Source organism: Sphingomonas sp. (assembly GCF_048595155.1).
Taxonomy (GTDB): domain Bacteria; phylum Pseudomonadota; class Alphaproteobacteria; order Sphingomonadales; family Sphingomonadaceae; genus Sphingomonas_I.
In genome coordinates, this window is sequence record NZ_JBMDXN010000130.1 from 1 (window position 1) to 25228 (window position 25228).

The 25228-nt window shown below is 58.8% G+C and carries 38 protein-coding genes; 4 read left to right on the forward strand and 34 right to left on the reverse strand.

Features of this window, described 5'->3' with window-relative positions; all coding sequences use genetic code 11:
* The 4 genes from ACOJSI_RS20235 to ACOJSI_RS20250 all read left to right on the forward strand — a co-directional run.
* The coding region (locus ACOJSI_RS20235; RefSeq protein ID WP_420140125.1) for a hypothetical protein at nt 1-284 on the forward strand (284 nt) is incomplete at its 5' end.
* Between the two features lie 174 nt (nt 285-458).
* The gene (locus ACOJSI_RS20240; protein WP_420140126.1) at nt 459-1823 is read left to right on the forward strand and encodes a DUF4942 domain-containing protein; all 1365 of its coding nucleotides are present in this window, start codon (nt 459-461) and stop codon (nt 1821-1823) included.
* 37 nt (nt 1824-1860) lie between these two features.
* The gene (locus ACOJSI_RS20245; protein WP_420140127.1) at nt 1861-2226 is read left to right on the forward strand and encodes a hypothetical protein; all 366 of its coding nucleotides are present in this window, start codon (nt 1861-1863) and stop codon (nt 2224-2226) included.
* Nucleotides 2227-2719: 493 nt separating this feature from the next.
* The gene (locus tag ACOJSI_RS20250) at nt 2720-3019 is read left to right on the forward strand and encodes a hypothetical protein (protein ID WP_420140128.1); all 300 of its coding nucleotides are present in this window, start codon (nt 2720-2722) and stop codon (nt 3017-3019) included.
* A 15-nt stretch (nt 3020-3034) separates the two neighbouring features.
* Here ACOJSI_RS20250 and lysC read toward each other — a convergent pair whose 3' ends face one another.
* From lysC to ACOJSI_RS20420, 34 genes are all read right to left on the reverse strand, one after another.
* Nucleotides 3035-3238, reverse strand: coding sequence for an Rz1-like lysis system protein LysC (gene lysC / locus ACOJSI_RS20255; protein ID WP_420140191.1), 204 nt, complete (start codon nt 3236-3238; stop codon nt 3035-3037).
* Entirely contained in the window at nt 3144-3530 is a 387-nt protein-coding gene (locus ACOJSI_RS20260) for a hypothetical protein (protein ID WP_420140192.1), read from the reverse strand. Before ACOJSI_RS20260 ends, lysC begins: the two co-directional genes overlap by 95 nt.
* Before the next feature lie 44 nt (nt 3531-3574).
* Nucleotides 3575-3799, reverse strand: coding sequence for a hypothetical protein (locus ACOJSI_RS20265; RefSeq protein ID WP_420140129.1), 225 nt, complete (start codon nt 3797-3799; stop codon nt 3575-3577).
* Nucleotides 3796-4416: a glycoside hydrolase family 73 protein gene (locus ACOJSI_RS20270; protein ID WP_420140130.1), complete on the reverse strand. Its 621-nt coding sequence runs from the start codon at nt 4414-4416 to the stop codon at nt 3796-3798. The genes ACOJSI_RS20265 and ACOJSI_RS20270 overlap by 4 nt, the downstream gene beginning before the upstream one ends.
* Entirely contained in the window at nt 4417-4923 is a 507-nt protein-coding gene (locus tag ACOJSI_RS20275) for a hypothetical protein (RefSeq protein WP_420140131.1), read from the reverse strand. It lies immediately after the preceding gene.
* Entirely contained in the window at nt 4920-5342 is a 423-nt protein-coding gene (locus ACOJSI_RS20280) for a hypothetical protein (protein WP_420140132.1), read from the reverse strand. Before ACOJSI_RS20280 ends, ACOJSI_RS20275 begins: the two co-directional genes overlap by 4 nt.
* A gap of 3 nt (nt 5343-5345) precedes the next feature.
* Entirely contained in the window at nt 5346-5531 is a 186-nt protein-coding gene (locus ACOJSI_RS20285) for a hypothetical protein (RefSeq protein WP_420140133.1), read from the reverse strand.
* Between the two features lie 38 nt (nt 5532-5569).
* Complete coding sequence (locus ACOJSI_RS20290) at nt 5570-5956, reverse strand: hypothetical protein (protein ID WP_420140134.1); 387 nt, start codon at nt 5954-5956, stop codon at nt 5570-5572.
* A complete protein-coding gene (locus ACOJSI_RS20295) occupies nt 5953-6528 on the reverse strand; it encodes a hypothetical protein (protein ID WP_420140135.1) in 576 nt (191 codons plus the stop codon). The genes ACOJSI_RS20290 and ACOJSI_RS20295 overlap by 4 nt, the downstream gene beginning before the upstream one ends.
* A 91-nt stretch (nt 6529-6619) precedes the next feature.
* Nucleotides 6620-6835 carry a hypothetical protein gene (locus ACOJSI_RS20300; protein ID WP_420140136.1) on the reverse strand — a complete coding sequence of 72 codons (216 nt, stop codon included), beginning with the start codon at nt 6833-6835 and terminating at the stop codon, nt 6620-6622.
* Nucleotides 6832-9309: a hypothetical protein gene (locus tag ACOJSI_RS20305; protein WP_420140137.1), complete on the reverse strand. Its 2478-nt coding sequence runs from the start codon at nt 9307-9309 to the stop codon at nt 6832-6834. The genes ACOJSI_RS20300 and ACOJSI_RS20305 overlap by 4 nt, the downstream gene beginning before the upstream one ends.
* Entirely contained in the window at nt 9309-9638 is a 330-nt protein-coding gene (locus tag ACOJSI_RS20310; protein ID WP_420140138.1) for a D-Ala-D-Ala carboxypeptidase family metallohydrolase, read from the reverse strand. The genes ACOJSI_RS20305 and ACOJSI_RS20310 overlap by 1 nt, the downstream gene beginning before the upstream one ends.
* A complete protein-coding gene (locus ACOJSI_RS20315; protein WP_420140139.1) occupies nt 9565-10164 on the reverse strand; it encodes a hypothetical protein in 600 nt (199 codons plus the stop codon). Before ACOJSI_RS20315 ends, ACOJSI_RS20310 begins: the two co-directional genes overlap by 74 nt.
* Nucleotides 10164-11690 (reverse strand): hypothetical protein, encoded by a 1527-nt coding sequence (locus ACOJSI_RS20320; protein WP_420140140.1) that lies wholly within the window; start codon nt 11688-11690, stop codon nt 10164-10166. The genes ACOJSI_RS20315 and ACOJSI_RS20320 overlap by 1 nt, the downstream gene beginning before the upstream one ends.
* Complete coding sequence (locus tag ACOJSI_RS20325; protein WP_420140141.1) at nt 11690-12277, reverse strand: HNH endonuclease; 588 nt, start codon at nt 12275-12277, stop codon at nt 11690-11692. The genes ACOJSI_RS20320 and ACOJSI_RS20325 overlap by 1 nt, the downstream gene beginning before the upstream one ends.
* A gap of 172 nt (nt 12278-12449) precedes the next feature.
* Nucleotides 12450-12824 carry a hypothetical protein gene (locus tag ACOJSI_RS20330; protein ID WP_420140142.1) on the reverse strand — a complete coding sequence of 125 codons (375 nt, stop codon included), beginning with the start codon at nt 12822-12824 and terminating at the stop codon, nt 12450-12452.
* Nucleotides 12821-13051: a hypothetical protein gene (locus ACOJSI_RS20335; protein ID WP_420140143.1), complete on the reverse strand. Its 231-nt coding sequence runs from the start codon at nt 13049-13051 to the stop codon at nt 12821-12823. The genes ACOJSI_RS20330 and ACOJSI_RS20335 overlap by 4 nt, the downstream gene beginning before the upstream one ends.
* The gene (locus ACOJSI_RS20340; protein ID WP_420140144.1) at nt 13048-14478 is read right to left on the reverse strand and encodes a hypothetical protein; all 1431 of its coding nucleotides are present in this window, start codon (nt 14476-14478) and stop codon (nt 13048-13050) included. Before ACOJSI_RS20340 ends, ACOJSI_RS20335 begins: the two co-directional genes overlap by 4 nt.
* Nucleotides 14478-15131, reverse strand: coding sequence for a phage adaptor protein (locus tag ACOJSI_RS20345; protein WP_420140145.1), 654 nt, complete (start codon nt 15129-15131; stop codon nt 14478-14480). Before ACOJSI_RS20345 ends, ACOJSI_RS20340 begins: the two co-directional genes overlap by 1 nt.
* Nucleotides 15132-15134: 3 nt before the next feature.
* Complete coding sequence (locus tag ACOJSI_RS20350) at nt 15135-16496, reverse strand: SGNH/GDSL hydrolase family protein (RefSeq protein ID WP_420140146.1); 1362 nt, start codon at nt 16494-16496, stop codon at nt 15135-15137.
* Nucleotides 16497-16500: 4 nt separating this feature from the next.
* Nucleotides 16501-16974 (reverse strand): hypothetical protein, encoded by a 474-nt coding sequence (locus ACOJSI_RS20355; RefSeq protein ID WP_420140147.1) that lies wholly within the window; start codon nt 16972-16974, stop codon nt 16501-16503.
* Nucleotides 16975-17398: 424 nt separating this feature from the next.
* The gene (locus ACOJSI_RS20360; protein WP_420140148.1) at nt 17399-17743 is read right to left on the reverse strand and encodes a hypothetical protein; all 345 of its coding nucleotides are present in this window, start codon (nt 17741-17743) and stop codon (nt 17399-17401) included.
* A gap of 52 nt (nt 17744-17795) precedes the next feature.
* Nucleotides 17796-18104: a hypothetical protein gene (locus ACOJSI_RS20365; RefSeq protein ID WP_420140149.1), complete on the reverse strand. Its 309-nt coding sequence runs from the start codon at nt 18102-18104 to the stop codon at nt 17796-17798.
* Nucleotides 18105-18117: 13 nt separating this feature from the next.
* Complete coding sequence (locus ACOJSI_RS20370) at nt 18118-18558, reverse strand: Bbp16 family capsid cement protein (RefSeq protein ID WP_420140150.1); 441 nt, start codon at nt 18556-18558, stop codon at nt 18118-18120.
* A 23-nt stretch (nt 18559-18581) separates the two neighbouring features.
* On the reverse strand, nt 18582-19610 hold the full coding sequence (locus tag ACOJSI_RS20375; protein WP_420140151.1) for a major capsid protein: 1029 nt from the start codon (nt 19608-19610) through the stop codon (nt 18582-18584).
* A 38-nt stretch (nt 19611-19648) separates the two neighbouring features.
* Nucleotides 19649-20584, reverse strand: a complete 936-nt coding sequence (locus tag ACOJSI_RS20380) for a hypothetical protein (protein WP_420140152.1) — start codon at nt 20582-20584, stop codon at nt 19649-19651.
* A gap of 143 nt (nt 20585-20727) precedes the next feature.
* A complete protein-coding gene (locus tag ACOJSI_RS20385) occupies nt 20728-20961 on the reverse strand; it encodes a DUF7681 family protein (RefSeq protein WP_420140153.1) in 234 nt (77 codons plus the stop codon).
* A 19-nt stretch (nt 20962-20980) separates the two neighbouring features.
* A complete protein-coding gene (locus tag ACOJSI_RS20390) occupies nt 20981-21202 on the reverse strand; it encodes a hypothetical protein (RefSeq protein ID WP_420140154.1) in 222 nt (73 codons plus the stop codon).
* Between the two features lie 437 nt (nt 21203-21639).
* Complete coding sequence (locus ACOJSI_RS20395) at nt 21640-21876, reverse strand: hypothetical protein (protein WP_420140155.1); 237 nt, start codon at nt 21874-21876, stop codon at nt 21640-21642.
* Entirely contained in the window at nt 21873-22184 is a 312-nt protein-coding gene (locus ACOJSI_RS20400; protein ID WP_420140156.1) for a hypothetical protein, read from the reverse strand. Before ACOJSI_RS20400 ends, ACOJSI_RS20395 begins: the two co-directional genes overlap by 4 nt.
* Nucleotides 22181-22324 (reverse strand): hypothetical protein, encoded by a 144-nt coding sequence (locus tag ACOJSI_RS20405; protein ID WP_420140157.1) that lies wholly within the window; start codon nt 22322-22324, stop codon nt 22181-22183. Before ACOJSI_RS20405 ends, ACOJSI_RS20400 begins: the two co-directional genes overlap by 4 nt.
* Nucleotides 22315-22563, reverse strand: a complete 249-nt coding sequence (locus ACOJSI_RS20410) for a hypothetical protein (RefSeq protein ID WP_420140158.1) — start codon at nt 22561-22563, stop codon at nt 22315-22317. The genes ACOJSI_RS20405 and ACOJSI_RS20410 overlap by 10 nt, the downstream gene beginning before the upstream one ends.
* Nucleotides 22564-22652: 89 nt before the next feature.
* Nucleotides 22653-24788: a portal protein gene (locus tag ACOJSI_RS20415; RefSeq protein ID WP_420140159.1), complete on the reverse strand. Its 2136-nt coding sequence runs from the start codon at nt 24786-24788 to the stop codon at nt 22653-22655.
* Nucleotides 24781-24978 carry a hypothetical protein gene (locus ACOJSI_RS20420; RefSeq protein ID WP_420140160.1) on the reverse strand — a complete coding sequence of 66 codons (198 nt, stop codon included), beginning with the start codon at nt 24976-24978 and terminating at the stop codon, nt 24781-24783. The genes ACOJSI_RS20415 and ACOJSI_RS20420 overlap by 8 nt, the downstream gene beginning before the upstream one ends.
* Nucleotides 24979-25228: the final 250 nt, after the last annotated feature.

Consider the following 25228-nt stretch of genomic DNA (forward strand, 5'->3'; position numbering starts at 1 on the left):
AAATCTCAGTCGAGGCCGCCGGCATGGTGGGTGCTGATCAACGCTTCATCTGGGAAATTACCCCGGTCGAAGGCGAATGGATGCAGGTCCAGGCTATCGGCGGTCAGCTTGTCGCCCTCGACAAGATGATGCGGGCGGTCGCTCGTCAGGACGGCGGAAAGGTGGGGACGTATCTTGAGCGCGTAGAGACCCGCGAAAACGGCGCGATTGCTTTCCACATTGCCGTGCTGCCGATCCGGAAGAAAGCACAGCCCAAAGGAGCCCCCGATGCTCCCGCTTCCTAAGCCCAACCCACCGATGGCGGCGCTGCCTCCCGAAGGCGGTTCCCATACCCGCACAGGAGGGCACGCGACCGTCAAACGGCGTAAGCGTCCTGCATATGGACGCGTTTGTTCACGGTTGGTGCTTCCGGTAAGCACGGAACGGACCTTCGGCCCCTGTCCACGCGAGGAGGCGCTGTGAGCGGCGCTGTAGCCCTACCGCGCACTGTCGCCGACCTAGTTGAGGAGCACGACCGCAAGGCCGCCGCGATCGAGGAAGAGATTGCCGCATTCGAGGCTGCTTGGACGCGCCTCGACATGGCGACCACTGTCCTTGGGACCGTCGTAGAAAGCCTAGGTGGCCGGCCGCACTTTCATGCCTCGGCCCTGCGTAAGAACCTGCTCAAGTCTGGCTGGAAGGCGATCTACAACCGTCTCCAGATCGACCGGATAGCAAGTGCCAAGGACAAACAGCTTTTCGAGCGAGCTATAGCGGACCCGCCACCCCTGACGATCGACAACGCCAAGGCCACGTTCGGCGACTATTTCGTCAGGCCGCGCTACCACATCCTGCGCGCTTTGGCGGAGGCATTCGTCGACCTTGATCCGGCTTATAAGTCGCACAGCAAAGTTCGGATCGGTGTGCAGGGCCTGCCGAAGCGTGTCATCCTCAAGGGATGGGGATATTCCGGCTGGAGCAAGGACAAGTTCCGCGACATCTGCAATGCGCTCGCGACCTACCAGGGCAAGCTTCATATCGAATGGTGCGAGATCCAGGATGTAGAGGCGCAGCACCGGGCCGGCGAAGATGCCGTCATGAATGGCCGTAAGCTCAAGCGGTATGCTGCTGGCGCTGGCGAACAGGAATGGATTGCCCCAGATCGCGGTATCACGGTGCGCGGGTTCGCCAACGGCAACGCGCACATCATCTTCGACAAGTGGACGCTGATCGACATCAACAAGGCGCTCGCCGAGTTCTACGGTGAAGTGCTTCCGGATGCCGAAGAGGAAGACGTTAAACCATCTGCCAGCACAGCGGTTTCCAAGGACCTACAATTCTACTGGACGCCGCCCGAAGTGGTTGACGCGGCGCTGGAGTTCGCGGGCGTGCCCAATCCCGCCAACTACAGCCGATACGGGGCTGGCCCGCCATGCTGCCGCGTGCTGGAGCCGTCTTGCGGCGACGGCCGTATCCTTGATGCGGTCCGCGCTCGCGGGCATCGCGCATTGGGCATCGAATACCACCCCGGCCGCGCTGCCGAAGCTAAGGCTAAGGGCCACAACGTCCTAACTGGCAACTTTCTTGAGCAGCCGGCGACACCCGACTTCGATTACGTCGTCATGAACCCGCCTTTTTACGGGCGGCACTATGCCAAGCATGTTCGGCACGCTGAGAAGTTCCTGAAGCCGGGCGGCACGCTGGTGTCGATCCTGCCGGCGACGGCGCACTACGATCATGGCGAGCTGAAGGGGGAATGGCGCGACTTGCCCGTGGGCAGCTTCTCGGCTGCCGGAACGAACGTGCCTACCGGGCTACTGCGCATCACGCGGAGAGCAGCATGACCCAACCCCCGTCAAGCGACGCTGCTGTGAGGGCGGCGTGAGGGACAGGCTGCAACTTGAGGCGCTGGCCGAATGGGTTGAGGCGCTTACCGGCCCGGATCGCGATGTCGATGCAGCCGTCTCCGAGCAAGTCTACGGCTGGAAGCCCGTACGCATCGGGCCCGACTATGACGGCAACAATGCCTGCGAGGTTCTTACCGCCACCGGGTGTCTGTACGATGGGTTCGCCTATCCGCCGCGCGGCGCCATACCGCGCTACTATCATTGCGAGCATTACACCCGCGACAGCAGGGACCCGGCCTTCCCGCGCGATGCAGTGCGCAAGCTGCTGGCAGCAGAGATCCGTTCCCTCGCCGCTAGGGCGGCTTCCCCCACCCCCTCTGCGGCAGAGGAGGCCGCTTGATATGGAACGCGAGCGATACCGCCTCATCCAAGGCGGCATTCCCGTGGCGTGGAGCGAGGGCCCCGGTGCTGTCGCTGAGATCCGCCATTATGCTATGGTTTACGGTCAGGATGGCCCGGTGAAGATTGAGCGCCACTCGGGCGGGAAGTGGCGCGTTTGGCCCGCGAAAGCCCGTGCCGAAGCAACGCTCGTAGCTGAATAGGAGGATGGGATGGAATATCCAGAGTTTGACGTAGAGATGGTCCACTGCCATGTATGCCACGGCACTGGGAAAGTGCCGAAGCTGATTTGGTGGACCAAGGATTGCTCCGTTTGCCAAGGCAGGGGCGAACGAACGATCTTGCTATCTCGCAAGCTTTCTCCCGCCGACAAAGCCATGGTGATGCAGAGCGCCATCTACGGGCTTAACATGTTCCCGCGATCCATGTCGGAGCCTCCATTCGCGCAAATGATGAGGTTACTCTTCGGAATCTAGATCAAAAGGAGTAGGTTTATGGGGAATATAGAGTGGCTGCCGATTGAGAGCGCGCCCAAGGACGACGAAACATGCTTCCTGGCTTGGGGGCCTAACTATGGAGCCCAAGTGGTCTTTTATCATCCATCAGATGCGCCCGCGCTGACGACCCACGATGGAGTTCGTTTTGAAGGGTCGGAATGGTATTGGGCAATCGTCGATGGCAACACCCTGCACAAGGACACCTTTACCCACTGGGCAGAGATCAACCCTCCTGGAGAGATCGACAAGGGTATTACGGTGTTCAAGGTCCGCGACGCTACAGACGATGTTCTTTGAAAGGATGAGCGGTGATTACCGAAGCCCCACTGCCCAAGCCCTAAGCGCCTCATACCGCGCCGCTACCTCACGCCCCCAGGCGCGCAGATTCACGATATACCCGCCGACAGCAGCGTCGGTAGCCTCAGTGGGCACCTGCGGCTGCGGTGGGAGTGGCGCCACCAGAGCGGGTGGGGGTGGCGCACTCTCGACCGTTATCGTTTTCGCGCAGGCAGCCAAGCAAAGAAGCAAGGCCGGCGCTGACAGGCGTAGGGTTGGTCGCATCGATCGTCTCCGAAAGGGCTTTCTGGTCGGCGGATTTGGCGGATGAGGCGGCAAGCAAGCCGGAGGATAGAGCGGTAAGGCCGGCGACATCCTTGGCGCGCGCGGCCTGTTCCGCCTTCAGGTTCATCGCTAGCGTGTTGATTTGCGCATCCTGGCGCGCGATCTTTGCCTGCATGCTGTGTATCCACAGGTAGAAGGTGAGGATGGCAATGGCGCCCGCGATCCACGGCAGCATGGGCCGGATCATGGACCATGCTTTGCTGGTGAAGAACGAGACCAGAAAAGCCGGCATTACTTCTCTTCCCCCGCTGCAGGTGCCACATTCACATCACCATTCTCGGTCGATGCCGTGGGCGTAAGAGCGCTACGACGCGTAAAAGTCCCCAGCACACCAATAAGCCCCGTCAGCACGGCAACGTCGGCCGCCTGCCCCTTCACGACGCCGGATATGTAGATCACGACAATAGCGGCGATGATGGCTAGGCCGAGATAGAAGCTGTGGCGGTCTTCGGTCATGACTGCCGCCCTGTCAGATTGTATTTATACAGCCCACTACTCTGCATCAGGCTCTTGAGCGCTGAGCCATAGTTCCTCGCGGTCGCATAGACGCCGGTCAGCGCATCAGCAAAGGCGTCCGGATCTGGCAGCTTGGCGCGGGCTTTGGCATAGACGCCAGCCGAGCCCAGCAATTCGCCATGGGCGTCGAAAGCCTCATCAAACGACTTGAACTTACGAAACGGCTGCGGGCCGCGCCACTGCGCTTGGCCGTTGAAATTCTGCTCATCGGTGTTGGCCGTCACGTAAGGATCGATGATCTTGCCATCACGGATGCGTGCCTTGATCCCGAACGGGTTGAAGCTGTTCGGCGGCATCTTCTTGCCCCATGCGCTTTCGAGGGCGAACTGGGCCAGCGTTACCGACGTAGGTATCTTCCACTTCAACTCGCTCCGCTGGGCCGCCATGATGATGTCCGGCATCAGGTGCGGATGCGGCGGCAAGGCCAGCGCAGGTGTCGGCGAAGGAGAAGCCCCGGCTGGCGCCAGGATCGCGTTCACGTCGTTTACCTCTTGCTGCGTCAGGGGCTTGCCCTTGATGACGCGGATACGGTCGAAGAGAGATTTTGCGTCGATCATTCACTTTGCTCCTTTCCGCGTTGATATGCGCGCAAGATGCGGCGCAAAATCCATGGAAACGCGGCAACATAACCTAAAACAATGCACCAGACGCCGACCGCCATTTGGAAAACTCCCGCCGAAAAGGATGAGGAGCTGCAGCCACGCCATTGCGGTAATGCTATCGTAATAGACGTTCTGATCCCCGTTTTTACTAAGACCAAACCCAAGGTGCATGACGATCTGCGTGGCGTAAGTGGCCGCCAATACGGCGCCGATTTGGCCAGACATCGGGAAACGGATGTGATAGCCCCCTATCTTGATCCGTTCCGGCGTGGTCAACGCCAGCAGTGCCGCAGTGTCGATAAACAGGTTCCACACCCACGGTGTGTAGTCATGCGTAGCTGACACAAAAGCCTGACCCGCTCCGAAATTTGTCAACAGCACGATCGCGCAGAAGGCCGCAGTTCGACCGCTGATCATCCCAAAGACCGACACCACCAGCAAGGTTGCGATGAAAAGTTTCATGGCCGCGTCCTCCGCGTCCGCTTGATTGTGGTCGGGGCGTTTACCCCGCCAGCCTGGATGTTAAGTGCGGATGATCCGTAAGACTGAAGCTTGCGCTCCAGACCTGCCACATGGTCGAGCAGCTCGCTGCGCTCCCGGCGCCATTGCTCGCGCGCTGCGTCATGCTCTTGCCGCATGGCCGTGCGCTCCGCGATCCAGTTGACCCGGTCGCTTTCGTGCTCGGCCTCCATGCGATCAATCCGAAGCGTCAGGCGGTCGATATGCTCACCATAGGAGGCGCGCAGCGCGGTTTCTCCTTCCGTCGCTGCGCGCTTCCGCTCCGGGATGCCCCGAATCCACCATACCAAAGCCAGAAAGAAGAGCGACCAACCGCCCCATCCCTTTAACCCAGACAGCGATATTTCTGAGATTTCGGCCACAAATCAGCCGCCGCCGGGCTTGGGCGGTTTGGGGTTGGTCGGAGGCGGAGTGGTGCCGCCGCTCTGAGTCGTGACGCCGCCATCTTCACCCTGACAATACAGAGCGAACAGCGCCTCTAGAGCCGCCTTCATGTGGGCCGGTGCGGCATCGATCGCAGCACGCAGTTTCCCGCAAAAGTCCTTGCTCATATAAGCCTCCTTCAATGCCGGGGGTGCGCCGGCTCGCATCAGCTAGTGCGCTTGATAGTTTGATCGTGCAGGGCGAACGATGTAGCCCCCAGACTGTCTGTGACGTTGATCTTAACCCGACCACTCTGGCTCTCGTTCACCGCGAAATTCTGGTAAAAAATCGCGAACTGCCCAGGTCCACTTGAATTGGAAACAGCAACCACGTCTATCTTGCCGCTTGGGTTCTGGATCATTTCGTTGGAAAAAGTATAAGGCGGCGTCCCGCCGGTAGCGGAATAGGTATAGGAATTTGTAGGCGTTGTCCCAGTTGCGCCCGCGACATTATACGGGCTACCAATATTCCAGCCAAGCTGGGCGGTAAGCCCCGAAGGCGGAGGGGCGACAGAACCGACGCCACCAGCAGCCGCAACGAAAATCCCGCTCATGACACACCCATTCCGCTAACAAGCCATTCGTTGGTTTTGACTTGCCAGAAATAGGCCCTGCTGCGCTGAGCCACTGTGCGCGTCCCGGTGGAAGAAGCGCCCTCCAGACGCAATGTCACGCCAGCCTCAGCCGTGATCGATCGGCTGGATGCGCTATCGACGTAGAATGCGGCCATGAAGCCGACAGGAAGATTGAGCGTGGCGTTGGCGGGGATGAGGAAGCCGCCGGTAGTGCTGACCACGCAGCTATCTTGATCCGCCAAGGTTAGCGTCGCTGCTGCAGTGACCGATCGGCTTACTGGCAGGCTGCGGAAACCAATGCTGCGCGCGTTGCCAGCGCTGTCCTTGACAGATGACGTTGTGCCCATCCCCGTAATGGCGCCGGTCATAGCCCCGCCGGACTTCAGCAACGGACCTGTCGCAGCTACAATCCACGCCGCAATCTGCGCCATGATCGTGCGTATGGCGTCATTGAGCGAACTGGGCGGGCAGAATTCAGCGATATTGATGCCAGCAATATCGGTATTGTTCGCGGGCGTTTGGTCCCAATCTGTGACTGAATTTTTGGACATACTACCCCGCGTCGCTCATGAGGTTAAGCGATCTGTCGGCGGCTTGGCGCCCGACTGGGATCATCGATGGCCTGTTATAGCGCGCCATGGCTCACAGAGCAACCTGGATGGGTACATTGGTCAATAGCATCATACCTATCGCCACAGCTGGAGGGGCTATAAGGCAAGCAAGCACAATGTCCCTGCCAAGACGGGCGGTTGCATAGCTGATGCGCTTGGGTTGCCATGCGCGATATTGGGCAGCAATCGCCCACCCCAGCCCAAAACCAAAAGAGGCGAGCATGGTCCGCCAGAAATCGAACATCACTGCCCCCCGAAATTATAAGCGAGCGCCCCAGTTCTGCCGAACATCCCATAAGGGCGGCGCAAGACGTTGCTGAAAATATCGCCGGTCTGCAGCGCCCATTCAGGACGGTCCAGCAAAGCACGGTTAATAAGAGGATTGAGTGTATCCGAATACAGAGGCAGAGCCGCCGCGCGCGAAGCGGCCTTGGCATAATCTGCCGGATTAAGCGGGTTGAAATTCGATGCAGCCCGCCCTGCGGTCCCGCTGTCGGGAACCTTGGACGAAAGCACATTCTGCCCAGCCTTGGCCAGTCGATCGAATGGGGCGTCCCCTTCGGCCGCTGCCATCGCGCCGCTGAACCGCTTGGTATTGGCCACAGCTGCATTACCCAGCTGGGCTGGCGTGAACACGTTATTGTTGTTCCTGGCCGCATTCACGGCATCAGCAAGGATGCTGGCATTACGATGCGTGCGGTTGGCAGCCAAGAAGTCTGGGAAAGCACCAGGGCTCTGGTTGTTCAGAGCGTCCGCAAGCGCCATCTGGCCATCCCGCATGGTTTGGCCGATTTCGTATCCGTAGGCACCATTCTTGGTTTCGTTCGCAGTCCGCGCGAGACCGCGATACGCTTCCTGAAACTGGCGCCCATTTAGAATGCCGGTATCTCCAGCAGGCTCTCCAATCCGATTGGCCAGCGCATTCACGGCACGCTGCCCAGCCCCTTCATCGTTGGGGATGCGTGCTGCCCGCTGATTGATGCCGCGCATCTGCGCGACAAAAGCAGGATCATTGAGATCCAGCGATACAGGATCGAGCGCGGAACGAAATGCCTGCGATTTGGCCGCATTCAGGTTGGCAATGCCATCATTGCCGATCGCGCCGGGAAGTGCCCCGATAGGAGCCCCACCTTGATTGAAGGCGGCTGCATTATAGGACTCAAGCGCGTTTGCCCGCTGGCCCTGAATAGCATCGCCAATACCGGAGAATCCCGTCAGACGATCTTCGCGGCCCTTGATATAACGGCCCAGCCCACCGCTTTGGCCGACAATCTGCCCCAGCGTCATATTGTCTACACCTTGGCCGCGAAGATATTGAACATCGGCGTTCCTGACACCGCGCGCTGCACCACCCAGCGCACCAGCGACGCCACGGCCGAACATACCGCCGCCAAGCCCTGCACCTGCCCCCAAGGCAGCTCCGGTCCAGCGGTTACCTTCGTCAGAAGAACCTGCGCCATAGCCTGCGCCGTAAAGAGCATCCGCGACAGGCGCCGCAGCACGCCCAAGCCCGGCGGCGGTGCCAAGCGCTTCACCGCCCATGCCAGCCAAGACGCCGCCGCTGACCGTGCCAAGCGTCGATGCCACCGGGCTATTCTGCCTAGCATAATCCAGCCCCGCCCGCGCCATTGCAGGGTTGGCCGTCATATTGTCCAGCGTGCCCATAGTCAGCGTGTCAGCCGCATTCATGGCGTACGCGCCCGGCGCTGAACCAGCTGCCGCGTTTACCAAAGCCTGCGTCGTCGTGAGCGGGACTTCCCGGTTTTCAACCGAGATATTGTACATGTTCATCGGTACGTCTGGATGCTGACTGCGATACTGCACCGCAGCCGCAACATCCGCTGCACGCTGATCACCAAGCCCCGGCTGAACCTGGTTCATGTAATTCGTGATGGCTTCAGCGGATCTGCTATGCTCGATCATCTGCCGAATGCGCTCGTTCACACCGGAAAGGACTGGATTTGCTTCTGTGCGAGTGTCGCCAGCCTGCGTCATGGAGCCTCCGCCGGTAGGGCCTGAGCCGCCGTCGCCTGGTTTCACAGCATTGCTGTTCTCAGCAGTCACCAAGCCATATTTCTTGGCGACTTCAGGCTTGCTTGGATCTTCCCCACTCGTCAGAGCCTTGTACTTGCGGTAATGGGTTTCGATCTTGGCAAGGCTCTGCAGAAGCTTATCCGCACTCTGCGCCTGGTCGAGCGAAGCGATGGAATCACGAAGATACGCGCCCTCTTTTTCCGAAAGAGCGCCAAGGCCAGAAGCCCCGGTGGGCGACGCGGCCTTCATCTGCATCAGGCGATCGAGAACTTGGCGTGATCCAATCGTGGTCAAAGAGCCTTGAAGATCGCGCGCATTCGACCCGCCCAGCTTGGCAAGCAGGTTCCCAGTGAAGCCAGTCGAATACCCGGCGGATATTTCGTTGCGCGCATCCGCGATGGCTGACAGGAGTTCATCATCAGCCATGCCCTGCATAGCCTGCTGCTGAGGCGTCATCGGAACAGGCGTGCCACTAGCCTTAGCCGCCTCAAGCTGTGACTTCTGGGCTTCGGCGGCTTCCTTGCGCATTTGAATTTCACGCAAACGCGCTTCCTGCGCCGCGGCAGCCAACCGAGACTGTGCAAGCGGCGCCTCATATGCTTTGGCCGGATCTGGAGTACCCAGCACCATCGGCTGGCCCTGCGGAGCCTGCACATTGTCAAACTTGTCGAAGAAATTAGCTGCCATTACAAAGCCCCCGCCGCGCCACGCTTGCCGTAAAAAGGCACTCGGCCAAAACCAGGTAAAGTCACGTGTACATGGTCCCCTTCAGGCAAGATACGCGCTCGCGGCCCAAAATACTGCGCCAGCTGTGCCGGCGTCGCCCCGGTGTAGTCCGCGGCATCTCCTGTCAAGTGATGGCTATTGCGCACACCACCAACCGCCGCGTTCCCGGCAATGGTTCTACGACCACTGGTCAATATCCCAGGCGCGCTCATTGGGTCAGGGAAAGGTGCGCGGACCTGCGCCCGCACCTCCCAATACCCGTGAGGAAGAGCCCGCCCCATATTTGGCATCGAATTGGTCGGCCAAACCGGGGTTAGCCCTTAGCGCTTCGATCGCTTGAGGTGGCGGGCCGGCCGGAGGTGGCGTAGTTCCGCCACTGGCGAACTGAGGCCGTGGCATCAGAGTGATTGTGCCGTCAGGATTTTGAATCTGCAACGGAGGATTGGCCAAGGCATTAGCGCGCTGCCTAATTAGCCCGGTCGCCTGCTCTGGCGTGTATCCACCCTCATCCAGAAGTCGCGAGAACTCATCCTTGCCCTGCCCGCCGTTCAGGATGAACTTGCTATATTCGGGCGTGCCAGGCTGTAGCCCGCCCGCCAGAGCGTTTTGCATTATACTGGTCGGCTCAGGGTTCATCGCTTTAAACTGCGCCAATGCCAACTGACGCTGGAATTCAGCTTCTTGCTCCTGCCGCTGCTGAACCGCGGGGCCGTAGATTGGACGATTGCCGGATGCGCTAAGCAGCGCGTCGCCGACATAACCGGCGATGTTGCGGCCCACTCCGCCTTGCTTGAATGCGTTGCCGAACATCGACATTACGAAATCCTGCCTACATTGAGCTGGTTAACCGGAACGGTGGATCCGACTAAAGGCGCGCCAAAGTTTGCGCCCAATCCTGCCAATGCATTACCACCGGCACCGCCGAACAGAGACCCCAGCCCACCGAGACCTCCGCCAGCCCAAGCAGATAGTCCAGCACCCGCTAAGCCACCGAGCACTGAGCCAAGCGACTGGCTGCTCTTCGTGGTACTGTTGGTGGTGTTCGTTGCGTATGGCGCGGAGAGCCCGTTAATCAGGCTCGCATAAGCTCCTAGACCGGAATAAGGTATTGTGCTTGAAGAATTCAGCAGAGACAAGGCGGGGGCCACGCCAGCATACTGGGCATCCGTCAACTGGCCTGTGAGCCCAAGAGAGGCCAAAATCTGCTGCACCTGAGAGTTACGTGAAGCATCCGCAGCCGTCGCGGCACCCAGTTGGTTTTGCTGCTGCTGACTGAACTGGTTACCCAGAGCCGTCGCGGCTGCGGTCTGGTTCTGCTGGCCCTGCAGGAATTGCGACCCAAGGGCAGACGCCGCGCCCAACTGGTTCTGCTGGCCTGCGTTGAAGTTCGACCCGAGCGAGTTAGCGGCGCCAAGCGCGTTGGAAGCAAGCGAGTTCGCTGCAGCCAGCTTGTTCGCCTGCGACTGGTTGTAATTGCCCGAGATCAGCGAATTGCTATCCTGCATGCGGTTGCGCTCAGCACTGAACGCTGCGTCAGACTGTCCCGCAGCGGTGAGCTGGCGATTGGCGCTGTCATTGTAATTGTTGTAACGGAGCGTGTTTTCGTTCTTTGCCAAGTTATTCGACAGGACATCTGCCAACGCAGACGAAACACCCGCACCCTGCCCCGCCGCCGCAAAGCGTTGGTTGGTCGCCTTGGACACGTCGGCACCGGTCTGCGCCACGATCGCATCTATATACGGATTGCCCTTCAGATAATCCGCCGACATGATCGTCTTGTAGAGATCCGCCGATGGCTGCGCGTTGAGATATTTCCCGCCCGTCACCGCCTTCGAGTAAACATCGGCAGGGTTGTTATAACTGCCATTGGCGATGGCGCTTAGAACATCGCCGCCAGGGCCGCCGCCGTTGGCGAACTGCGTCAGGTACGAATTTGCAGGATTGACCGCACCGCCATTGGCAAGGGCCGCCAGTGCGGCGGCAGCTGGATTGGTTCCGGGACTGTTCGCAAGACCTGTCAGCGCACCAAGGGATGGGTTCTGTGCCCCTTGGATCTGGGCATAGGTCGATGCGCCGGGATTATTGCCGAGAAAGGCACCGCTGTTGATCGCCTGCGCAGCATTCTGAGCACTGGCGACATAGGGGCTGGTCCCAAACGCGGTAGGTGCAAGCTGCTGGAATGCATTTTGGGCCAAACCGGCGTTCGTTTGTAGGATCGGCTGGTTCTGCTGAAAGACATCCTGAGCGGCCTTGATGCCTGCGTCTATAGCAGGCTGCGCAGGCGCATACGGCGTTGCCGCCGATGTCGTCGTGGTCTTAGTCTTCTTAGAGGATAATCCCATTAGAAATCTTCCGTGGTTTCGCGCAATGGACCATCCCTTCCATGGTTTTCATGGAAACAAAGACGTGCCTCTTCCGCCTTTCTAGCGGCGACAGCATCTTCAAAATTATCATACCGACCAATATGCTTTTTGACATAATTGGACGTTATGCGAGCAACCCACTTGCCTGTGGTTCTGCACCAATGAACACCCGTTTGGCCGCTCGTATTAATAGAACTCCTTTGCGCGTTTCGCGCGTTTTCAGTTGTCGTCACCTTCCTGAGGTTGCAAATCCTGTTGTCGGATGCATCACCATTTATGTGATCTAATTTAGAATATGGCCAATCGCCATAATAATAGCACCAAGCGGCTTGGTGAGCCATAATCTGGCGGCCTTCGATATAGACCTTTCTATAGCCCTTTTCTGAGGCTTTAAAATCAGCGCGCTTACCGCCAAGGCGGGTGTTATATTGGTCTGCAGCCCTTTTCTTGTTTTGCACTGGAAATGACGATGGCGCCCTAAGGAGCCAGTTTATCTCTCCAGTTTCTGGGTCGTATCTAACCAATTGACGCACCACACTTGCAGGGGGTAATATATCGTAATCCATGCGAGAAGCTCCTCGTTTGGCCAGGGGCGAGGAGGCGTTTCAGGCGCTTTCCTTGCCCCGCAATGGTAATGAGACTTCCTATCGGAGCGACATCACACCATTGACATAGTGTCAGGTGATCTGCCGTAGCTCTACGACTGGGATCAAGCCCATTCTAACCAATGCATCTCAATTAGACAAGTGGCTTCCTTACCGAAGTTTGGAACTTCTCAAAGCCTTGCGATTTAAGGATTTTAGACCATCCGTCTCGGCTTTCTATAAGAAAGCCAGAGCATCCTAGGGCTCTTCCGTGAGCCTCTACCGCAGGGATCAACCATTCCACTATAGCAGATAAATCGCCGGCAGCAACTAGCCCATGAATGTCACGCGCTCCGCTGGGATATTGGCGTACCTCATAGAGCGCCGCGCAACGATCATCGCTGATGAAGAAGGCGCGACCACATGCGACGACGACATCCAGCCAAGGCAGCGGGTAAAGATCCTCGTCTATAGCCTTGGCGAATTCAGGCCGCCATTTCTGATATAAATCCCATGACTCCGGGTTCATACGACAGTCCCGCTGGCATCGCGCCAATCGTTGGACGGCGACCACCAGATGGGCTTTGCCAGGGTGATATCGTAGAAAGGCTGCCCGATAACTGGATTCTTCGGGCGCTCGGCCGAAACCCCCTGCCCCAGCGTGCGGCGAACAGTCAGATTGAGCAGATCGCGCACCTTACGCTTCCACTCAGCCTCGTTGCTCTCGGTTTCCTTGATGAGGGGCGGGAGGCTCATGCCCGACCGCCTTGCACCGCAACCAAGTCATAGCCTTGCATGAAGGAATATTGAGTTCCAGCCGGGATTTCGATCATGATCTGGGTGTAATTCCAATTCTCGCGGACCTTATACACCCCCGATGCCTGATGCGTCGAATATGAGGTTGGTGCCATGGACTGGCTCAGCGTATTCGATCCCAAAACCGTTACCGTAGCGGTTGGCGTGTCACCCAGCAGCCTGATTGTGCGAATCCGCGTCTTGATGCCTGGATTAAGCTCGCTCTGTCCGTCCACGAAGGTTGCTTTAACCGGAGGCCCGGACAAGGAACCTAGCTGATTGGACGCATCGAACAGCAAAAGCAGCGGATAACCGCCTCTGAAGCTGGGATCGTCCAGCGAGATAGGAATCGCCTCCAGGTAGGTGTAGATTGCGTCCAGATCTTCAAGTGTAACACCCTGCGACAGCGCCGAAAACAGCAGCTCTGCGGTGATTTGGGCCGTTGTCCACTTGTTGAGCGCATAGTTCAGCACATACGCCGTGGTTGGCGGTGCGGCCGAAGGCAGCATGACGATATAGAGTGAGTTCTTCGGGTCGATCACTGCGCTCATATTGGACAGGTAGGTGCGAGACAGCAGCGACAGGAAGGTGCGGTCGATCTTCTCGGCCCCAACAGGCGTCACGCTTGCGCCATCGGTCATCATAAAGCCGCGGTTCGACAGGAAATAGGTGATCCTGCCATGCGTCGCGATAGAGTTGGGCGCGATGCAGCCGATGTCGGACGCGATTTCGTCAAACTGCCAAATTGTGTCATCCGCTGTGTAGGACATGCGCAGGATGCGGCTTTCCTGGAACACCAAGCCGAATTCGCCGCCCACAACGCCAGTGATATCACCACCAGAAGGCTGGATATAGAACCCAGCCTCGCCCGTCCCCGGCGTCCACGTCGTGGGAACGCCGTTATCGGACCATGCTACCCGCAACGCATCGCCGGCAGCGTAGCCAATCACTAGAAACCCGCGCACAACCGCCATATAGCGCGCTGTGGGAGGTGTGCCGCCGAGATTGGTGAATGTGGTAGGGCTGCCAGGATCGAACTTCTTGATCGGATCGATCCCGTTCGTCGCCAGCATCAGGTTACTATATTGCTGAAACCGCAAACCGATTCCCTGCGCCGTGGACAGGCCGGAAATAAGGCTGGTGAAGCCGCCCGTCTGGTAGCGATAGATGTCGGTTGCAGTTCCAGCGAACAGATACACGGTAGACGCCACACGATAAGCGGACGCGCCGATCGCAGGACCAGCCAAGGTGCCGTTGCCAAGCGGGCTGAAGGCAGGCATGGGCGCGAAACCATTGGCAATGGCGTAAACGCCATCACACACGGTCAAACCCTGGTTTTGGAACGCTGGCTGATCCTGCAGAAGTTCGGAATAGATAACGCGCGGCATCAATACCTCCGCAAACGTGGCACATCCCGAACCGGCGGGCACGGCACAAGCGGGCCAGCGCCCCACTTCATCTTCTGACCCGCATCATTCACTTCCGCGATCAGCGTTTCGGCCTTGTTCGTGGCCCAATCCAGCCGCTCCGTCTCGAACCCGAAATCGACCGCAGTAAGCAACGCATGGGCCAAATAGAGATCCGGCCATTTCGACAGCAGCCAGTTGGTCGGGTTGTCGTCCGACAAGGCAGGCAGGAACTGCTTATAGGTCATGGTGATAGCGTAAGTCTGATCCGGCAGCGGACGTACGTTCATGTTGCCGCCGGACAGCGAGAACGCATAAGGGCGGCCAGTTTCGGTCGTGTTATAGCCGAAGTTGAAATCCTCCAACGTCTCCTGCTTCAGCTTCGACCGATAATTGTCATACTCGATATAGACGTTCCGGATTTCCATCAGGTCGGATGGAAGCACCGTTGCGCCATCCGTCAGGGCAAGCGTGGTCGATGCCTCCATCTCAGGGCTATTCAGCTTGCGCGACAGGCGGCGCTCGGACAGCGCGATAAGCTCCGGCACGCGCGCGATGAACGTGTCGCTGCTATCGTCCATCCAGGCGATGATGGATGCCTGTAGACCGGAATAGGTGGAGGGGTCAGCAGGCATAGATCATCCTGTCACGATCGGAAGGAAGATTTTGGAGGCAAGGTCGTTTCCGATGATGGTGTTAGCTTGGAAATTACCATGGCCGCCGTCGAGCATAAGGCCGGCCGCGTTCGCGGTCGCATAATTGACAAGGCTAGGGCTCGCGGTGCGTTCGTCATAATAACCGCAGCCATAGGCGAGAGCGAGTTGCTGGTACACCGCATCATATTGCGGGTGATAAGATGTAAGAGAGTCCGAAGCGTCAAGCTGGCGCATTAGGATAACCTTGGTGCGCGGACACGATTTCACTTGAGAAATGATCGTGCTCATATGGTTCGCGAACGCTTCGGGGCCAAAGTAGGTTTTCCCGTTCTGGCCCAAGCAGATGATGACGAGATCGAATTCCGCCAGCTGCCAGAAGCGACGCTGGGTTGCATCGTCTAGGCCGGCGACCTGATAGGCAGAGATGCCCCCATAGCCGAGTTGCGTGACCGTGACGCCCTTCTGGCCGTTATAATACTCGACTCCATGAACGATGATGTCACCGTTCATGTTGCCGATAGCAATGTTGTTGTTGTACCCGGTTACAGAATTATACACCGCCGTCTGAATTGTATCGAGCGCCAGAATTTCCGGGGACGATGCAGTCATCGCAACGCCGGAGGCCACGGTTGAGACTTGGCTGAGTTTGTAGTTGCCAGCCCCGCCAGCTGTGGTGTTCGTATCAGTCGAAATGGTCGCCAAGACCGAATTGGCGGTAACACCCGATCCACTGACAAGCGCGCCACCACGGGGAATGAGGCCGGTTACCGCGCTCGCCGTAAGCGTGGAACCGGAGATTGTGCCTGTGAAATCGGCTCCGGAGGAAATCACACGCGCGCGATAATCCGAACCGCCCAAATTGCTTGGCCGAATGATTAGGCCGGGACGCGGAGACGACGAGCGCAGGGTGTAAAACACACGCGCCACCGAAAGTGTGTCAACAACACCACGGCCATAGCTGTTATTGGCGCCAGGGCTGAATGTCATCTGGTTTGTGTCGGTTGCGCCGATGCCACCTGTCATGGTCGACGCAATACCAGCCGCCGCCATTGTGCGCCGGGGATCTGTCCAGCGACCATATTGCGGAATGTTGTTATCGAACGACATGCTTATAAGCACGGAGCCGCTGGTCGAAATGACCGGCACATACCCGGCCCCCGCGTCTCCATATTTGGCGCGAAGAGCGGCAGCCATCGCGTAGCCGAAAGACTTGGGATCGGTTGACCCCGTATCCGCCACGTAGCTGTCGCCAATGACAGCGATTTTGAAAGGTTGCACCGTCCCGGAAAGAGGCGCCGGCATCCCCCGTGACGCTGCGAAAACATCGAAGTCCAGATTCGCCATCGAGTTAAACCTTTGCGATCAAGCGGGTCGTGCCGCCATTGGTTGTGAGATAATCCTGCCCCCCGTTAGTGGTCAGGAAAGCGTAGCCCGCCGGCAGTCCGCCGCTGATGATCTGGCCCGTTTCGTCCAACGTCCACGCCACCCGCCACCCCGACTGGTGGCCCATAACCAGTTCGTTGCCGGTGAATGTGGTGGGGATATTGGGGTCCGGATGTGCCGGCGCAGTCCCTGACCCAGCCGTAAACGTCGCCATGTCGGCGGCATTCATGGTGATTTTCGTGCCGTCCTGCCATGCGCTGAACGTTTCCGTGCCCAATAGCGTAGTGGGCGCTGTATAAGGGCGCGGCGGCGGATTAGCCTTAGCAGGAAGCGCTGTCAGCGCCACGAATTGCGGCCGATCAAGCCACACATCGACACCGCCCTGCAGAACGCGGATGCGCTCCCGGCCCGTGATCGGTCCTGCGTTGGGCGAGGCCATCTTTAAGGCTCCAGCGCCAAAAGATGGACCCACGTCACACCGGGCGATGCGGGCACGGACAGAACGGTAAGGCCCAAGAGAGACGCCACAGACTTCTGTACGCGGTTCACCAGAATGCTGGCTGATGTGTTGGTCGGCGTGCCGACGATCTGCACGTTGTAAACGTCAGTGTTTCCAGCGGACGTTTCCGCTACCGCGCAAATTCGTGGCACGACCCCCGAGCCGAACGCCGTAGAATATGTCCAAGTCAGGGTCCCATCCGCTGCCGTCTGCAACCGATCCTTCCGCGCCTTGCTTGGATGCGTGTGGTTCTCCATCGCAAAGCGCGGGGAATTGCCCAAGGCGCCCGAGTCAGAAACGGCGGGCGGAGCAACCGTGGCCGGCTGCGGAACATTGGCAGGCGGGTACGAAATGCCGTCCGGCATCAGTAATTCTCGATATAGGAAAGCGTGACAGCCGATGCGCCGATCGCATACACCGCCGCAGAGGTTGCCAGCGTGATGCTCGCTCCAGCGGAACCGGCTACATATAGGCCGTTCGAGGTAGTGACGCCGGAACCCCCGAGATAGAACACAACCGCTGAAGTAGAACTGATCGTGATGCTTTGGCGCCCAGCGCGTGCAGGAACAACCTGCGTGGCTGAGGTGGTAACTGCCACTTGGTTGGTAGCGATGGTCGAGCCAGGCCCCGAAAGCCCAGCCGCCCCAATCGGAAGATCTGTGTTGGCGTCGTAGAGGTACGCCTTTTCGCCGTTGACGTAGGTTGGCATCTACGCGCTCCCTAAACCTATGAAAGACGGGGGCCGAAGCCCCCGCCTTCAGTTACAGACGTGGCTCGACAGCTGCCTTGATGGCAGTGATAAGCTCATCCTTCTTCATGCCCTTCGGATTGACGTGCTTCTCAACCGCAATCGCCTTGAGTGCCGCTTCATCCAAATCTTCGTAAACGGGATCGTTGGGAACGGGATTGACCGAAACCTCGATCGCGTGCGCTTCCTTGGGGGTAATATCCTCCCAATGATCCGCAGGCTTGTCGTCGGTCACGAATGGCTGGCCAGCCTTGAAATACTGGCCCTCCACATAAACGTCCTGCGAGGAAACGTAGGACTTCGGGTTCTTTGCCTTCGTCATGATGCTTCCTTCCTCAGTAGACGGTGTTGGTCTGGTCGCCCATCGTGATACCGGCCGTGATCTGACCCAGCGTCGGCGCGGTGCCGGTGACAGTGTACAGAAGACGGTGGAACCGCAGATTGGCGCCGGCAGGCACGCTATCCGGCTGCACAACGGTCGTGCCGCTGTTGAGCTGGGCCAGCGTGTAGGCCGGGGATTCAATCACCGTAACGGGCGTGGTGAACGCCGCGTCCGTCGCCATCTGATACGAGATTTTCAGCGACGTGAGGTTGTTGAAGTTCTGAACCACGCGGATTGCGAGGGGAACAGGCGTCCCCTTGCCAAGGTCGCGAGCCAGTGCGGCAGCAGCAGCGTAGACGGTGCCGGTCGCGCCGGTATCGATCACATTGGTCGATGCCGCCGTGGCCGTAACCGCCTGAGCGTTGCTGAACATTTCGGAACGATCGAGAATCATGTTCTTTCTCCTAGCAGCGGGCCTTACGAGACCAGGGCTTCCGCGTTGATGATGGAGTCGGTCTCCCTGATGGGAATACCCTTGTAGGTCATGACCTCGCGGCCCTGGATTTCATCGGGCGTCAGGCGCACGAAGTTATCCGAGGAACCCTTGTTGACCGAAAGAGCTTCCAGCGCCTCAAGCACGGTGCGGTTGGCGTAGATGACCGTCTTGCCGGCCGAAACCATACCACCGTTGCCAATCTTGCTGTTCCGGCGGACCTGCAGCTTGTAATAAGCCGCCCGCATAAACTTGTAGAGATCGACCGTGCCCGCTTGCAGATCCGACACATCGATGTTGGCGATACGGGCATTGAAACGCCAGTCGCCGACACGGACGCCGACATGCTGCCGGAACAACTCTTCCTTGGCGTAGTAGGGGTTGTTCACGTCGTCATAGGCGCGCTGTTCGCCCTTGTCCTGGCGGCTGATGCCCGCAGTCGTGCCTTCCGGATAGATGAGGCCGGTTTGGTTGGCGCCCCACGTCACGAACCATACCGAGGTATTGTCCGAACCAACACCGCCAGCGTTGACGATCTGGTTGCCCGCACCGTCGCCGCCCAGCGCACCGTAGCGTGCCGCGAGACCCTTGAAGCGCTCCGGAGTGGTGCGCGTGTCGCTGTAGAAGAAGTTGGTCGTGACTTCCTGGCTCATCGCTTCGAGGAAGCTCTCCGCTTCAGACATGCGAAGAGCGGCCGGGTCCTTGGCAATCTCCAGCAGGCGCGTATCGACAGTGGACAAGCCCTCAACGAAGCCGGTCGTGTCTTCGACCTGCTGCTTGATGGACTTGCTCTGCGGAATGCCCTGGTAGAGCTTGCCCCAAGTGACCGAAGGCAGGCCCGTGCGGATCGCCGAAAGGTGCTTGGTGCCGTTGTTCGCCTCGATCATGTACGCATCCTCCATGAGAGGATTGACGATGTTCAGGGCTTCGATGACGGGAATGATATCCCGGTTCTGGTTGGTCGACTTATAATAATCGGCAATGCCGATAAAGCTGCTTCCGATAGTTGCCATGAAGGCTGCTCCCACCTAGGCGGCGGGAGCGCACTCCATCACCGCCTTACATCATTCGGGTAGAGAGTTTCAGCGACGCTTTTGGGCTGATTGCCCGCCTGTGCCCCGGAAACCCCCGGCTGCGTAACTCTGGGAGGAATTGACCTGCCCGCTCGAACGTCGGTCATCTTGGCCTTCTGCAACTTGTCCCACTTCTCGGCTTTTTCTTTCCAAGAATGGGCCTTGCGCAGTGCAAGGATGTCCGTGGCGTTGGCTTGCGCCATCAATTCCTTAGTATACCCGAGTTCTCCGCCGATGGGTTCCAGATCAGTAAGGAACTTCTGCCGCTTCGATGGCTCAGACCATGTGTCGCCAAGCTCGGTTGCTAGAAGCTGCTCATCTTCGGCCCGCTGAGCCTGAACGTGCTGCTCTTCCAACGCCTGAGCGTGGCTCTGAATTTGGCCTAGGTAGGACTGCAGCTGTTGCTGCTGGGTCTCCCATGCCCGGACTTCAGCTTCCTGGGAGTAGAATAGCGCACGATGCTCTTCCTGTCCAGTCTGGAGAAGACGTGGGTCCGGACGCTGCGGCGGCTGCGATCCGGAGAGCAATGCCTGGACCTGCGTGGCGTAATTATTCTGGATTTTTAGAACGTCTACGCGGGCCCTTGCTTCTATCTGGCTTGTTTCCCTGCTCTTGTCCCAAACTTGTCGATCGCGTTGCGTTTCACGCCGAAGCACCACCGCTTGAGCCTCTGGATCAAGACGCGCGAAAATCGCCTTGTCTTCATCGTTCCATGAGTGCGGCGCGTTGATCGCAGGCTTTGCGGCCTCCTCCGCCTCAATCTGCTCCGCCAGTTCAGCGTCTGTCGGCCGAGGCTCTTCGCCTTCAGCGACCGGCGCGCCATCCTGCGGATACATCTCGTTGCCAAGTTGCTGTTGCGTCTGGATCGTCTCGTTTGCGGCGGTGGCTTCAGCCTCAGCGCCTTGTGCTTCCATCACGGGTTGCGATGCCACTTTTGTCATTCCTCGAAAGGGGTTGCGTCAACCGGGATGATTTGCTATTCCCGGCTCGTCACATCCTCCAAGGTGACAGGCGTAATGGAGCCCCTGGGGTTGAGCCAATCCCCCAGGGGCTTTATTTATGCGACCTTGCGTTCCGGCTGAGCAATGGCCCTTACAGCACGCATGAAAGCATCTTCGCCAGCTGTGGCGGCGATAGCTACGTTCCTCTGATCAACCGAGGAGCCCATATTCTTGAGCCGGTCTATCAGACCATTGAACTTCGCTTCAAGACCTTTGACTTCGTTCATCAAATCGATTTCGGCCTGCGATAGATCGCGATAGCCGGTGATTTTTTTGTGCTGATTTTCCATTTCTCTTCTCCTCTAGGGCTCACCCACCCCTCATCAAATCCAAAGTCATCACCTTCCGCGCATGATCGCGGAACACATGATATCCACCGACAGGCTTAGAACCGTCGCTGTCGATATAGCCCTTCGCCTGCTGCGCCAGATCGGCTTCAGCTGCAGCCCAATCATCGCCCACGACATCGACACACGCGCTCCACACGCCGTGTCCGGTGCCTTCGCCCAGATTTAGAGAGGCGAGGTTCATACGGCCCGCACCGGTCGGTTCCAGCGTTCGGGGTTTTCCGAGGCCTTGCAGAGCGTAGTATACCGCGTTAGCCAGCCAGGAACCGCCGCCACCTGCGGGAACCTCCGGGCCTGCGCACGCATCCGCCAAATCTTCTTATCGAGCTTGCTCATACCACCTTCTCCAATCTCCGACGTATCCGCGCGTCATCCGAACGCTTGTTCAGCGCGCGCTCAATCTCTTCCTTCTCATACTGGGGCATATGTTCCCAATGCCGTCTGGCCTCGAGGAGGCGGTTGTAGGCGTCTGTGGCGGCGTTCACAGGGCGTCTCCCAAACTTCGCCAGCGCGGGCGCTTATCCCATTCTCGCCATTGGCGCTCGACGCTTTCGCCGCGGAAGCGGCGTGCAATTCTGAGGCATAACGACTCATGTCCGCAAGGGACCCTAATCCCCAAGCTCATCCGAACGCCGCCATAAGCTGTGCGTGAAAGCTGCAGGTGCGTGTGTGGCGTGCCACATTGCGCGTGCCCGTGAAGGTGCGGCGCACGTAATGGCCGCGGTCTCCGGCCTCGATGGGACCTTCCCAAAAATCGGCTGACCACCGCACCAGCTTTTGCCCGAATGTCAAACTTTCCTCGTCGTCATCAATCCAGACGCGCTCGACCTTGTAAGGCTTTTTACTGCCTAAGCTCACAGCCCAATCCCCAAAATCTTCCGCTTCTCATGCGGGATATTCTCGATCTGCTTGCGATAACGGATATCCTGCGCCGCAACAGCGCCATCCGCGACCACAGCTTCGATCTGCTTTCGAACCTCCGCCGCGATCTTCAGCGCCACTGCCAGCTTGGCGATCTTGGCGGTTTCCCACGGCTCAGACGCCGCAATCTCTTGGAGACGCGCGGAATAGGTTGCAGCCACAACCTCGAACGCCGGGCCAAGCCAGCGCTTCATTGCGGCGTCTGCGGCTTCAGCGTCGGCGCGGCGATCGGAGGGAGTGGTCATTCTTCGTCCTCATTGTCCCAGCCCTTCGACAGGACGGTTGAAAGCAAGCCACCCTCGATGGCATCGGCCAGCTTGCGAAGACCATCCACCACGTCATCGCAGGGTTTGGGCTTATGGAGTTGGAGGACGGTCACTGCCATTCACCAGACAAGTATTGCTCCGCGGTAATCTCCATAACCGCAATCGGACGAAAAACGTAGGCGTACTGCTGCTTTGGATCGGTTTCGTCTTCTGTCATAGCGATGACGAACCAGTCGCCGGAAAGCCGAGACGCATAGCCCAGAACAGGCGCGCGCTCACCATCTGAACGGACGACTACATAAACCTTCTGGCCTGGTTGAAGTTCGCTATTATTTTCCGTATCAGCCTCATTCGGCATAGGACTTATCCTCCTGTGTCAGCCCCGGGGTGTTAACCGCACTGCCGGGGCACCTTCCCTAATGCGCCTTGTTATGGCGAAGGTCAACATCACTCACTCAGCGACCCCCCATCGCGATACCGCGTCAGGCCGTCATCACTCTGATCCGCCTGCTCATTCTTCCGGGCGGCCATTTCCTGATCGAAAAGAAACCTACGCTCAGCTAACGACATCTCAAAGGCCTGCTGCTGTTCGGCCAGGCGCGCCTCAAATTCCGCCTTCTGTCGCGCCAGCTCGATATCCAGGGCCGTCCGTTCGCGCTTGGCGGCCAGATCCTGCTCATTCGCCTGCGCCTTCAGGGCGTCCGAAGCCTGCTGCGCCTGCTGCTGCAACTGCAACCGCGCCATAGCCTGTTCATGCTCTGATTGAACCTTGGCCTGTGCTGCCTGGGCCTCGCCCTGTGCCTTGATCGTCTCCGGGTCGGGCTGTTGCTGCTGTTGTGCAGCAGGATCTTCCTCAGGCGGCTTCTTGATGAAGTCACCCGTGGCGCCGATGTCCATATCCGCGATCAGAGCCACCGAAGCATTATAAACCGTCTTCCAATCGGCCAGCGGCGACCCGTTCTGGATCGCTTCCACCTGCGACTCGATCAGCTGGGACAGATAGCCCATGCGACGTTCCTTGTTGCCCGTGCCCAGCCCGACACGAACCTTGATGTCGATGTCATCCGGCCACGTCGACGGATCGATGATACGATACTGCCCGTCGACCTGGATCTGCATTGGCTGGCCGTAGCGCCGCATCATGCGGTACAACTTCAGCATCAGCCGACGCAGGCCGTTCTCCACGAAGTTGCGCGCGATATATTCCTGGATCTGTTGCCCGGCATTCTGCAGCAGCGCCGTACCCGTCGCGGTCGTGTCGTTGAAGCTGTCCGCATCCAGCCCCTGGTTCATACGCGTGATGCCCGTGCGACTTTCCCGCTCGGCCGTCATCGCCTCCATCGCGCCGAATGCCTGCTCATGCACAGGCGCCGTCGTCCATGGCGTAGGCGGCGTTCCACCAGTCCAACGGATCAGCGCACCGGAACGAACCGTCAAAAGATCGTCAATTGTGGTCTCACCCAACGACTGTTCATGGATCAGCGTGCGCGGGTTGGTCGAAAGATAGAGGGAGTCCATCCCCTGCCGCAGCATGGTGGACCGCACAACCTGGATGTCCGAAGTCTTGTCGAACAGGCTCTCGCCTACACGACGCGCCGCCATCGGGAACGGACACCACTCCTCGAACGGCTGCTCGTCAACCTCTTCGATGTTCAGGATCGTACTGCCGACACGATGAACCCGAATGCGCTCCGCAATGCCGTCGCCGTTCAGGTCGTAAAAGGCATATTCCTCCATCAACCACACACGACGCATCACGCCACGGCGGGAGACATCGTAATCAGTCCGCGAGCGCTGGCTGTCCCGTGCATCGGCGATGATCTGGCTTTCCGGATTGCCGGAATATAGCTCATCATCATTGAACTCGTAGCCCATCTCCCGCAGCTGGCTGAGCGACTTGGGCACCATATGATAGATGTACGCCGCCGTCTCCAGGTCCCGCGCATCGGCACAGACGCCGAATTCCTCATTGGGTGTGAAGGCAACCTTGAACGCAGGCGGACGCGGCTTGCGCACCGTGGCGCGGTAAATGGGAGAAGCCGGCATGACATTGCCGAACTCATCCTGCTCCACTTCATCGGCGTTGACATGCTCGGCCGCTACGACCTCCATGCCATCCAGTGTCGGTGCGTCAGGATCGCCTTCCAGCGCCTCGCCCGGCACCTCCACGACCATATCGTCGTGGCCCATCTCGACCCATGCCTTGACGCCTGCAGTCTTCTCCAGCAGCCCAGCCTTCACCCAGTCGTGGGTCAGGGCATAGCCGTCGTTCTGGCGCATGTAGATGTAGTTGATACCGTCCGTGGCATCGTCAGCAGCCTGGATATGATCCTTGGATTTGGCCTCGAACTGGACCGGCTTGCCGCTGCTGAACACGATCTTCAGCAGGTTGGTGACGGAATAGTCCGTGACCTCTGCCACATCGCCCGTAACGAGCTGCGATCGCCCCTCCTGCTCCGTCCCGAACGGCTGCTTGAAATAGAAATCCAGCGCGGCTGCACGCTGTTCCGTCAACGCCGTGTCCTGCGCGTTGCTATACTCGCTGCGCAGGTAGGACAGTAGTTCGGGGTTTTGATCAGCCATTCTGTGCGGCATCCTTGCGCGGGCGACCGGGACGGCGTTTGGGCTGGAGAATGTCTCCTAGCGTGACTTGGCCCACCATGAGATCGCGGAAACTTTTGGCCTCATCGCCGCTCTCCATATACACCTTCTCACTCTCCCGCTCCACCAGCAGGATCAGCGCAATCTCCAGCGCTGTATCGGAGCCGGCCATACCACGGCGGATGCAGTGAGTGAGCCACCCAGACGGATCGCCTTTGTACCCGCGCTGAGACAACATGCGTAAAGCGTCGTCTTTTGTCATGCCTTGACCTACCATAACCTGAATTATCCGTCTAGCCGCCGGGGTTCGTGGTCCGGCTCTTCATGCCTGAACACTTCCATCAAATCCCGCATGTCGATCGCCTGGCCGCAGTCTGGGCAGAGGATGAAGTGGTCGGCTTCGTCCTGCACCGGAACAAGAG

Coding starts and splice junctions, on each gene's coding strand:
- ACOJSI_RS20250 (WP_420140128.1), top strand. CDS start 2,720: ATGGGGAATATAGAGTGGCTGCCGATTGAGAGCGCGCCCAAGGACGAC.
- ACOJSI_RS20260 (WP_420140192.1), bottom strand. CDS start 3,530: ATGATCCGGCCCATGCTGCCGTGGATCGCGGGCGCCATTGCCATCCTC.
- ACOJSI_RS20265 (WP_420140129.1), bottom strand. CDS start 3,799: ATGACCGAAGACCGCCACAGCTTCTATCTCGGCCTAGCCATCATCGCC.
- ACOJSI_RS20270 (WP_420140130.1), bottom strand. CDS start 4,416: ATGATCGACGCAAAATCTCTCTTCGACCGTATCCGCGTCATCAAGGGC.
- ACOJSI_RS20275 (WP_420140131.1), bottom strand. CDS start 4,923: ATGAAACTTTTCATCGCAACCTTGCTGGTGGTGTCGGTCTTTGGGATG.
- ACOJSI_RS20285 (WP_420140133.1), bottom strand. CDS start 5,531: ATGAGCAAGGACTTTTGCGGGAAACTGCGTGCTGCGATCGATGCCGCA.
- ACOJSI_RS20290 (WP_420140134.1), bottom strand. CDS start 5,956: ATGAGCGGGATTTTCGTTGCGGCTGCTGGTGGCGTCGGTTCTGTCGCC.
- ACOJSI_RS20295 (WP_420140135.1), bottom strand. CDS start 6,528: ATGTCCAAAAATTCAGTCACAGATTGGGACCAAACGCCCGCGAACAAT.
- ACOJSI_RS20305 (WP_420140137.1), bottom strand. CDS start 9,309: ATGGCAGCTAATTTCTTCGACAAGTTTGACAATGTGCAGGCTCCGCAG.
- ACOJSI_RS20310 (WP_420140138.1), bottom strand. CDS start 9,638: ATGCCAAATATGGGGCGGGCTCTTCCTCACGGGTATTGGGAGGTGCGG.
- ACOJSI_RS20315 (WP_420140139.1), bottom strand. CDS start 10,164: ATGTCGATGTTCGGCAACGCATTCAAGCAAGGCGGAGTGGGCCGCAAC.
- ACOJSI_RS20320 (WP_420140140.1), bottom strand. CDS start 11,690: ATGGGATTATCCTCTAAGAAGACTAAGACCACGACGACATCGGCGGCA.
- ACOJSI_RS20325 (WP_420140141.1), bottom strand. CDS start 12,277: ATGGATTACGATATATTACCCCCTGCAAGTGTGGTGCGTCAATTGGTT.
- ACOJSI_RS20330 (WP_420140142.1), bottom strand. CDS start 12,824: ATGAACCCGGAGTCATGGGATTTATATCAGAAATGGCGGCCTGAATTC.
- ACOJSI_RS20335 (WP_420140143.1), bottom strand. CDS start 13,051: ATGAGCCTCCCGCCCCTCATCAAGGAAACCGAGAGCAACGAGGCTGAG.
- ACOJSI_RS20340 (WP_420140144.1), bottom strand. CDS start 14,478: ATGCCGCGCGTTATCTATTCCGAACTTCTGCAGGATCAGCCAGCGTTC.
- ACOJSI_RS20345 (WP_420140145.1), bottom strand. CDS start 15,131: ATGCCTGCTGACCCCTCCACCTATTCCGGTCTACAGGCATCCATCATC.
- ACOJSI_RS20350 (WP_420140146.1), bottom strand. CDS start 16,496: ATGGCGAATCTGGACTTCGATGTTTTCGCAGCGTCACGGGGGATGCCG.
- ACOJSI_RS20355 (WP_420140147.1), bottom strand. CDS start 16,974: ATGGCCTCGCCCAACGCAGGACCGATCACGGGCCGGGAGCGCATCCGC.
- ACOJSI_RS20360 (WP_420140148.1), bottom strand. CDS start 17,743: ATGCCAACCTACGTCAACGGCGAAAAGGCGTACCTCTACGACGCCAAC.
- ACOJSI_RS20365 (WP_420140149.1), bottom strand. CDS start 18,104: ATGACGAAGGCAAAGAACCCGAAGTCCTACGTTTCCTCGCAGGACGTT.
- ACOJSI_RS20370 (WP_420140150.1), bottom strand. CDS start 18,558: ATGATTCTCGATCGTTCCGAAATGTTCAGCAACGCTCAGGCGGTTACG.
- ACOJSI_RS20375 (WP_420140151.1), bottom strand. CDS start 19,610: ATGGCAACTATCGGAAGCAGCTTTATCGGCATTGCCGATTATTATAAG.
- ACOJSI_RS20380 (WP_420140152.1), bottom strand. CDS start 20,584: ATGGAAGCACAAGGCGCTGAGGCTGAAGCCACCGCCGCAAACGAGACG.
- ACOJSI_RS20385 (WP_420140153.1), bottom strand. CDS start 20,961: ATGGAAAATCAGCACAAAAAAATCACCGGCTATCGCGATCTATCGCAG.
- ACOJSI_RS20390 (WP_420140154.1), bottom strand. CDS start 21,202: ATGAACCTCGCCTCTCTAAATCTGGGCGAAGGCACCGGACACGGCGTG.
- ACOJSI_RS20400 (WP_420140156.1), bottom strand. CDS start 22,184: ATGACCACTCCCTCCGATCGCCGCGCCGACGCTGAAGCCGCAGACGCC.
- ACOJSI_RS20405 (WP_420140157.1), bottom strand. CDS start 22,324: ATGGCAGTGACCGTCCTCCAACTCCATAAGCCCAAACCCTGCGATGAC.
- ACOJSI_RS20410 (WP_420140158.1), bottom strand. CDS start 22,563: ATGCCGAATGAGGCTGATACGGAAAATAATAGCGAACTTCAACCAGGC.
- ACOJSI_RS20415 (WP_420140159.1), bottom strand. CDS start 24,788: ATGGCTGATCAAAACCCCGAACTACTGTCCTACCTGCGCAGCGAGTAT.
- ACOJSI_RS20420 (WP_420140160.1), bottom strand. CDS start 24,978: ATGGCCGGCTCCGATACAGCGCTGGAGATTGCGCTGATCCTGCTGGTG.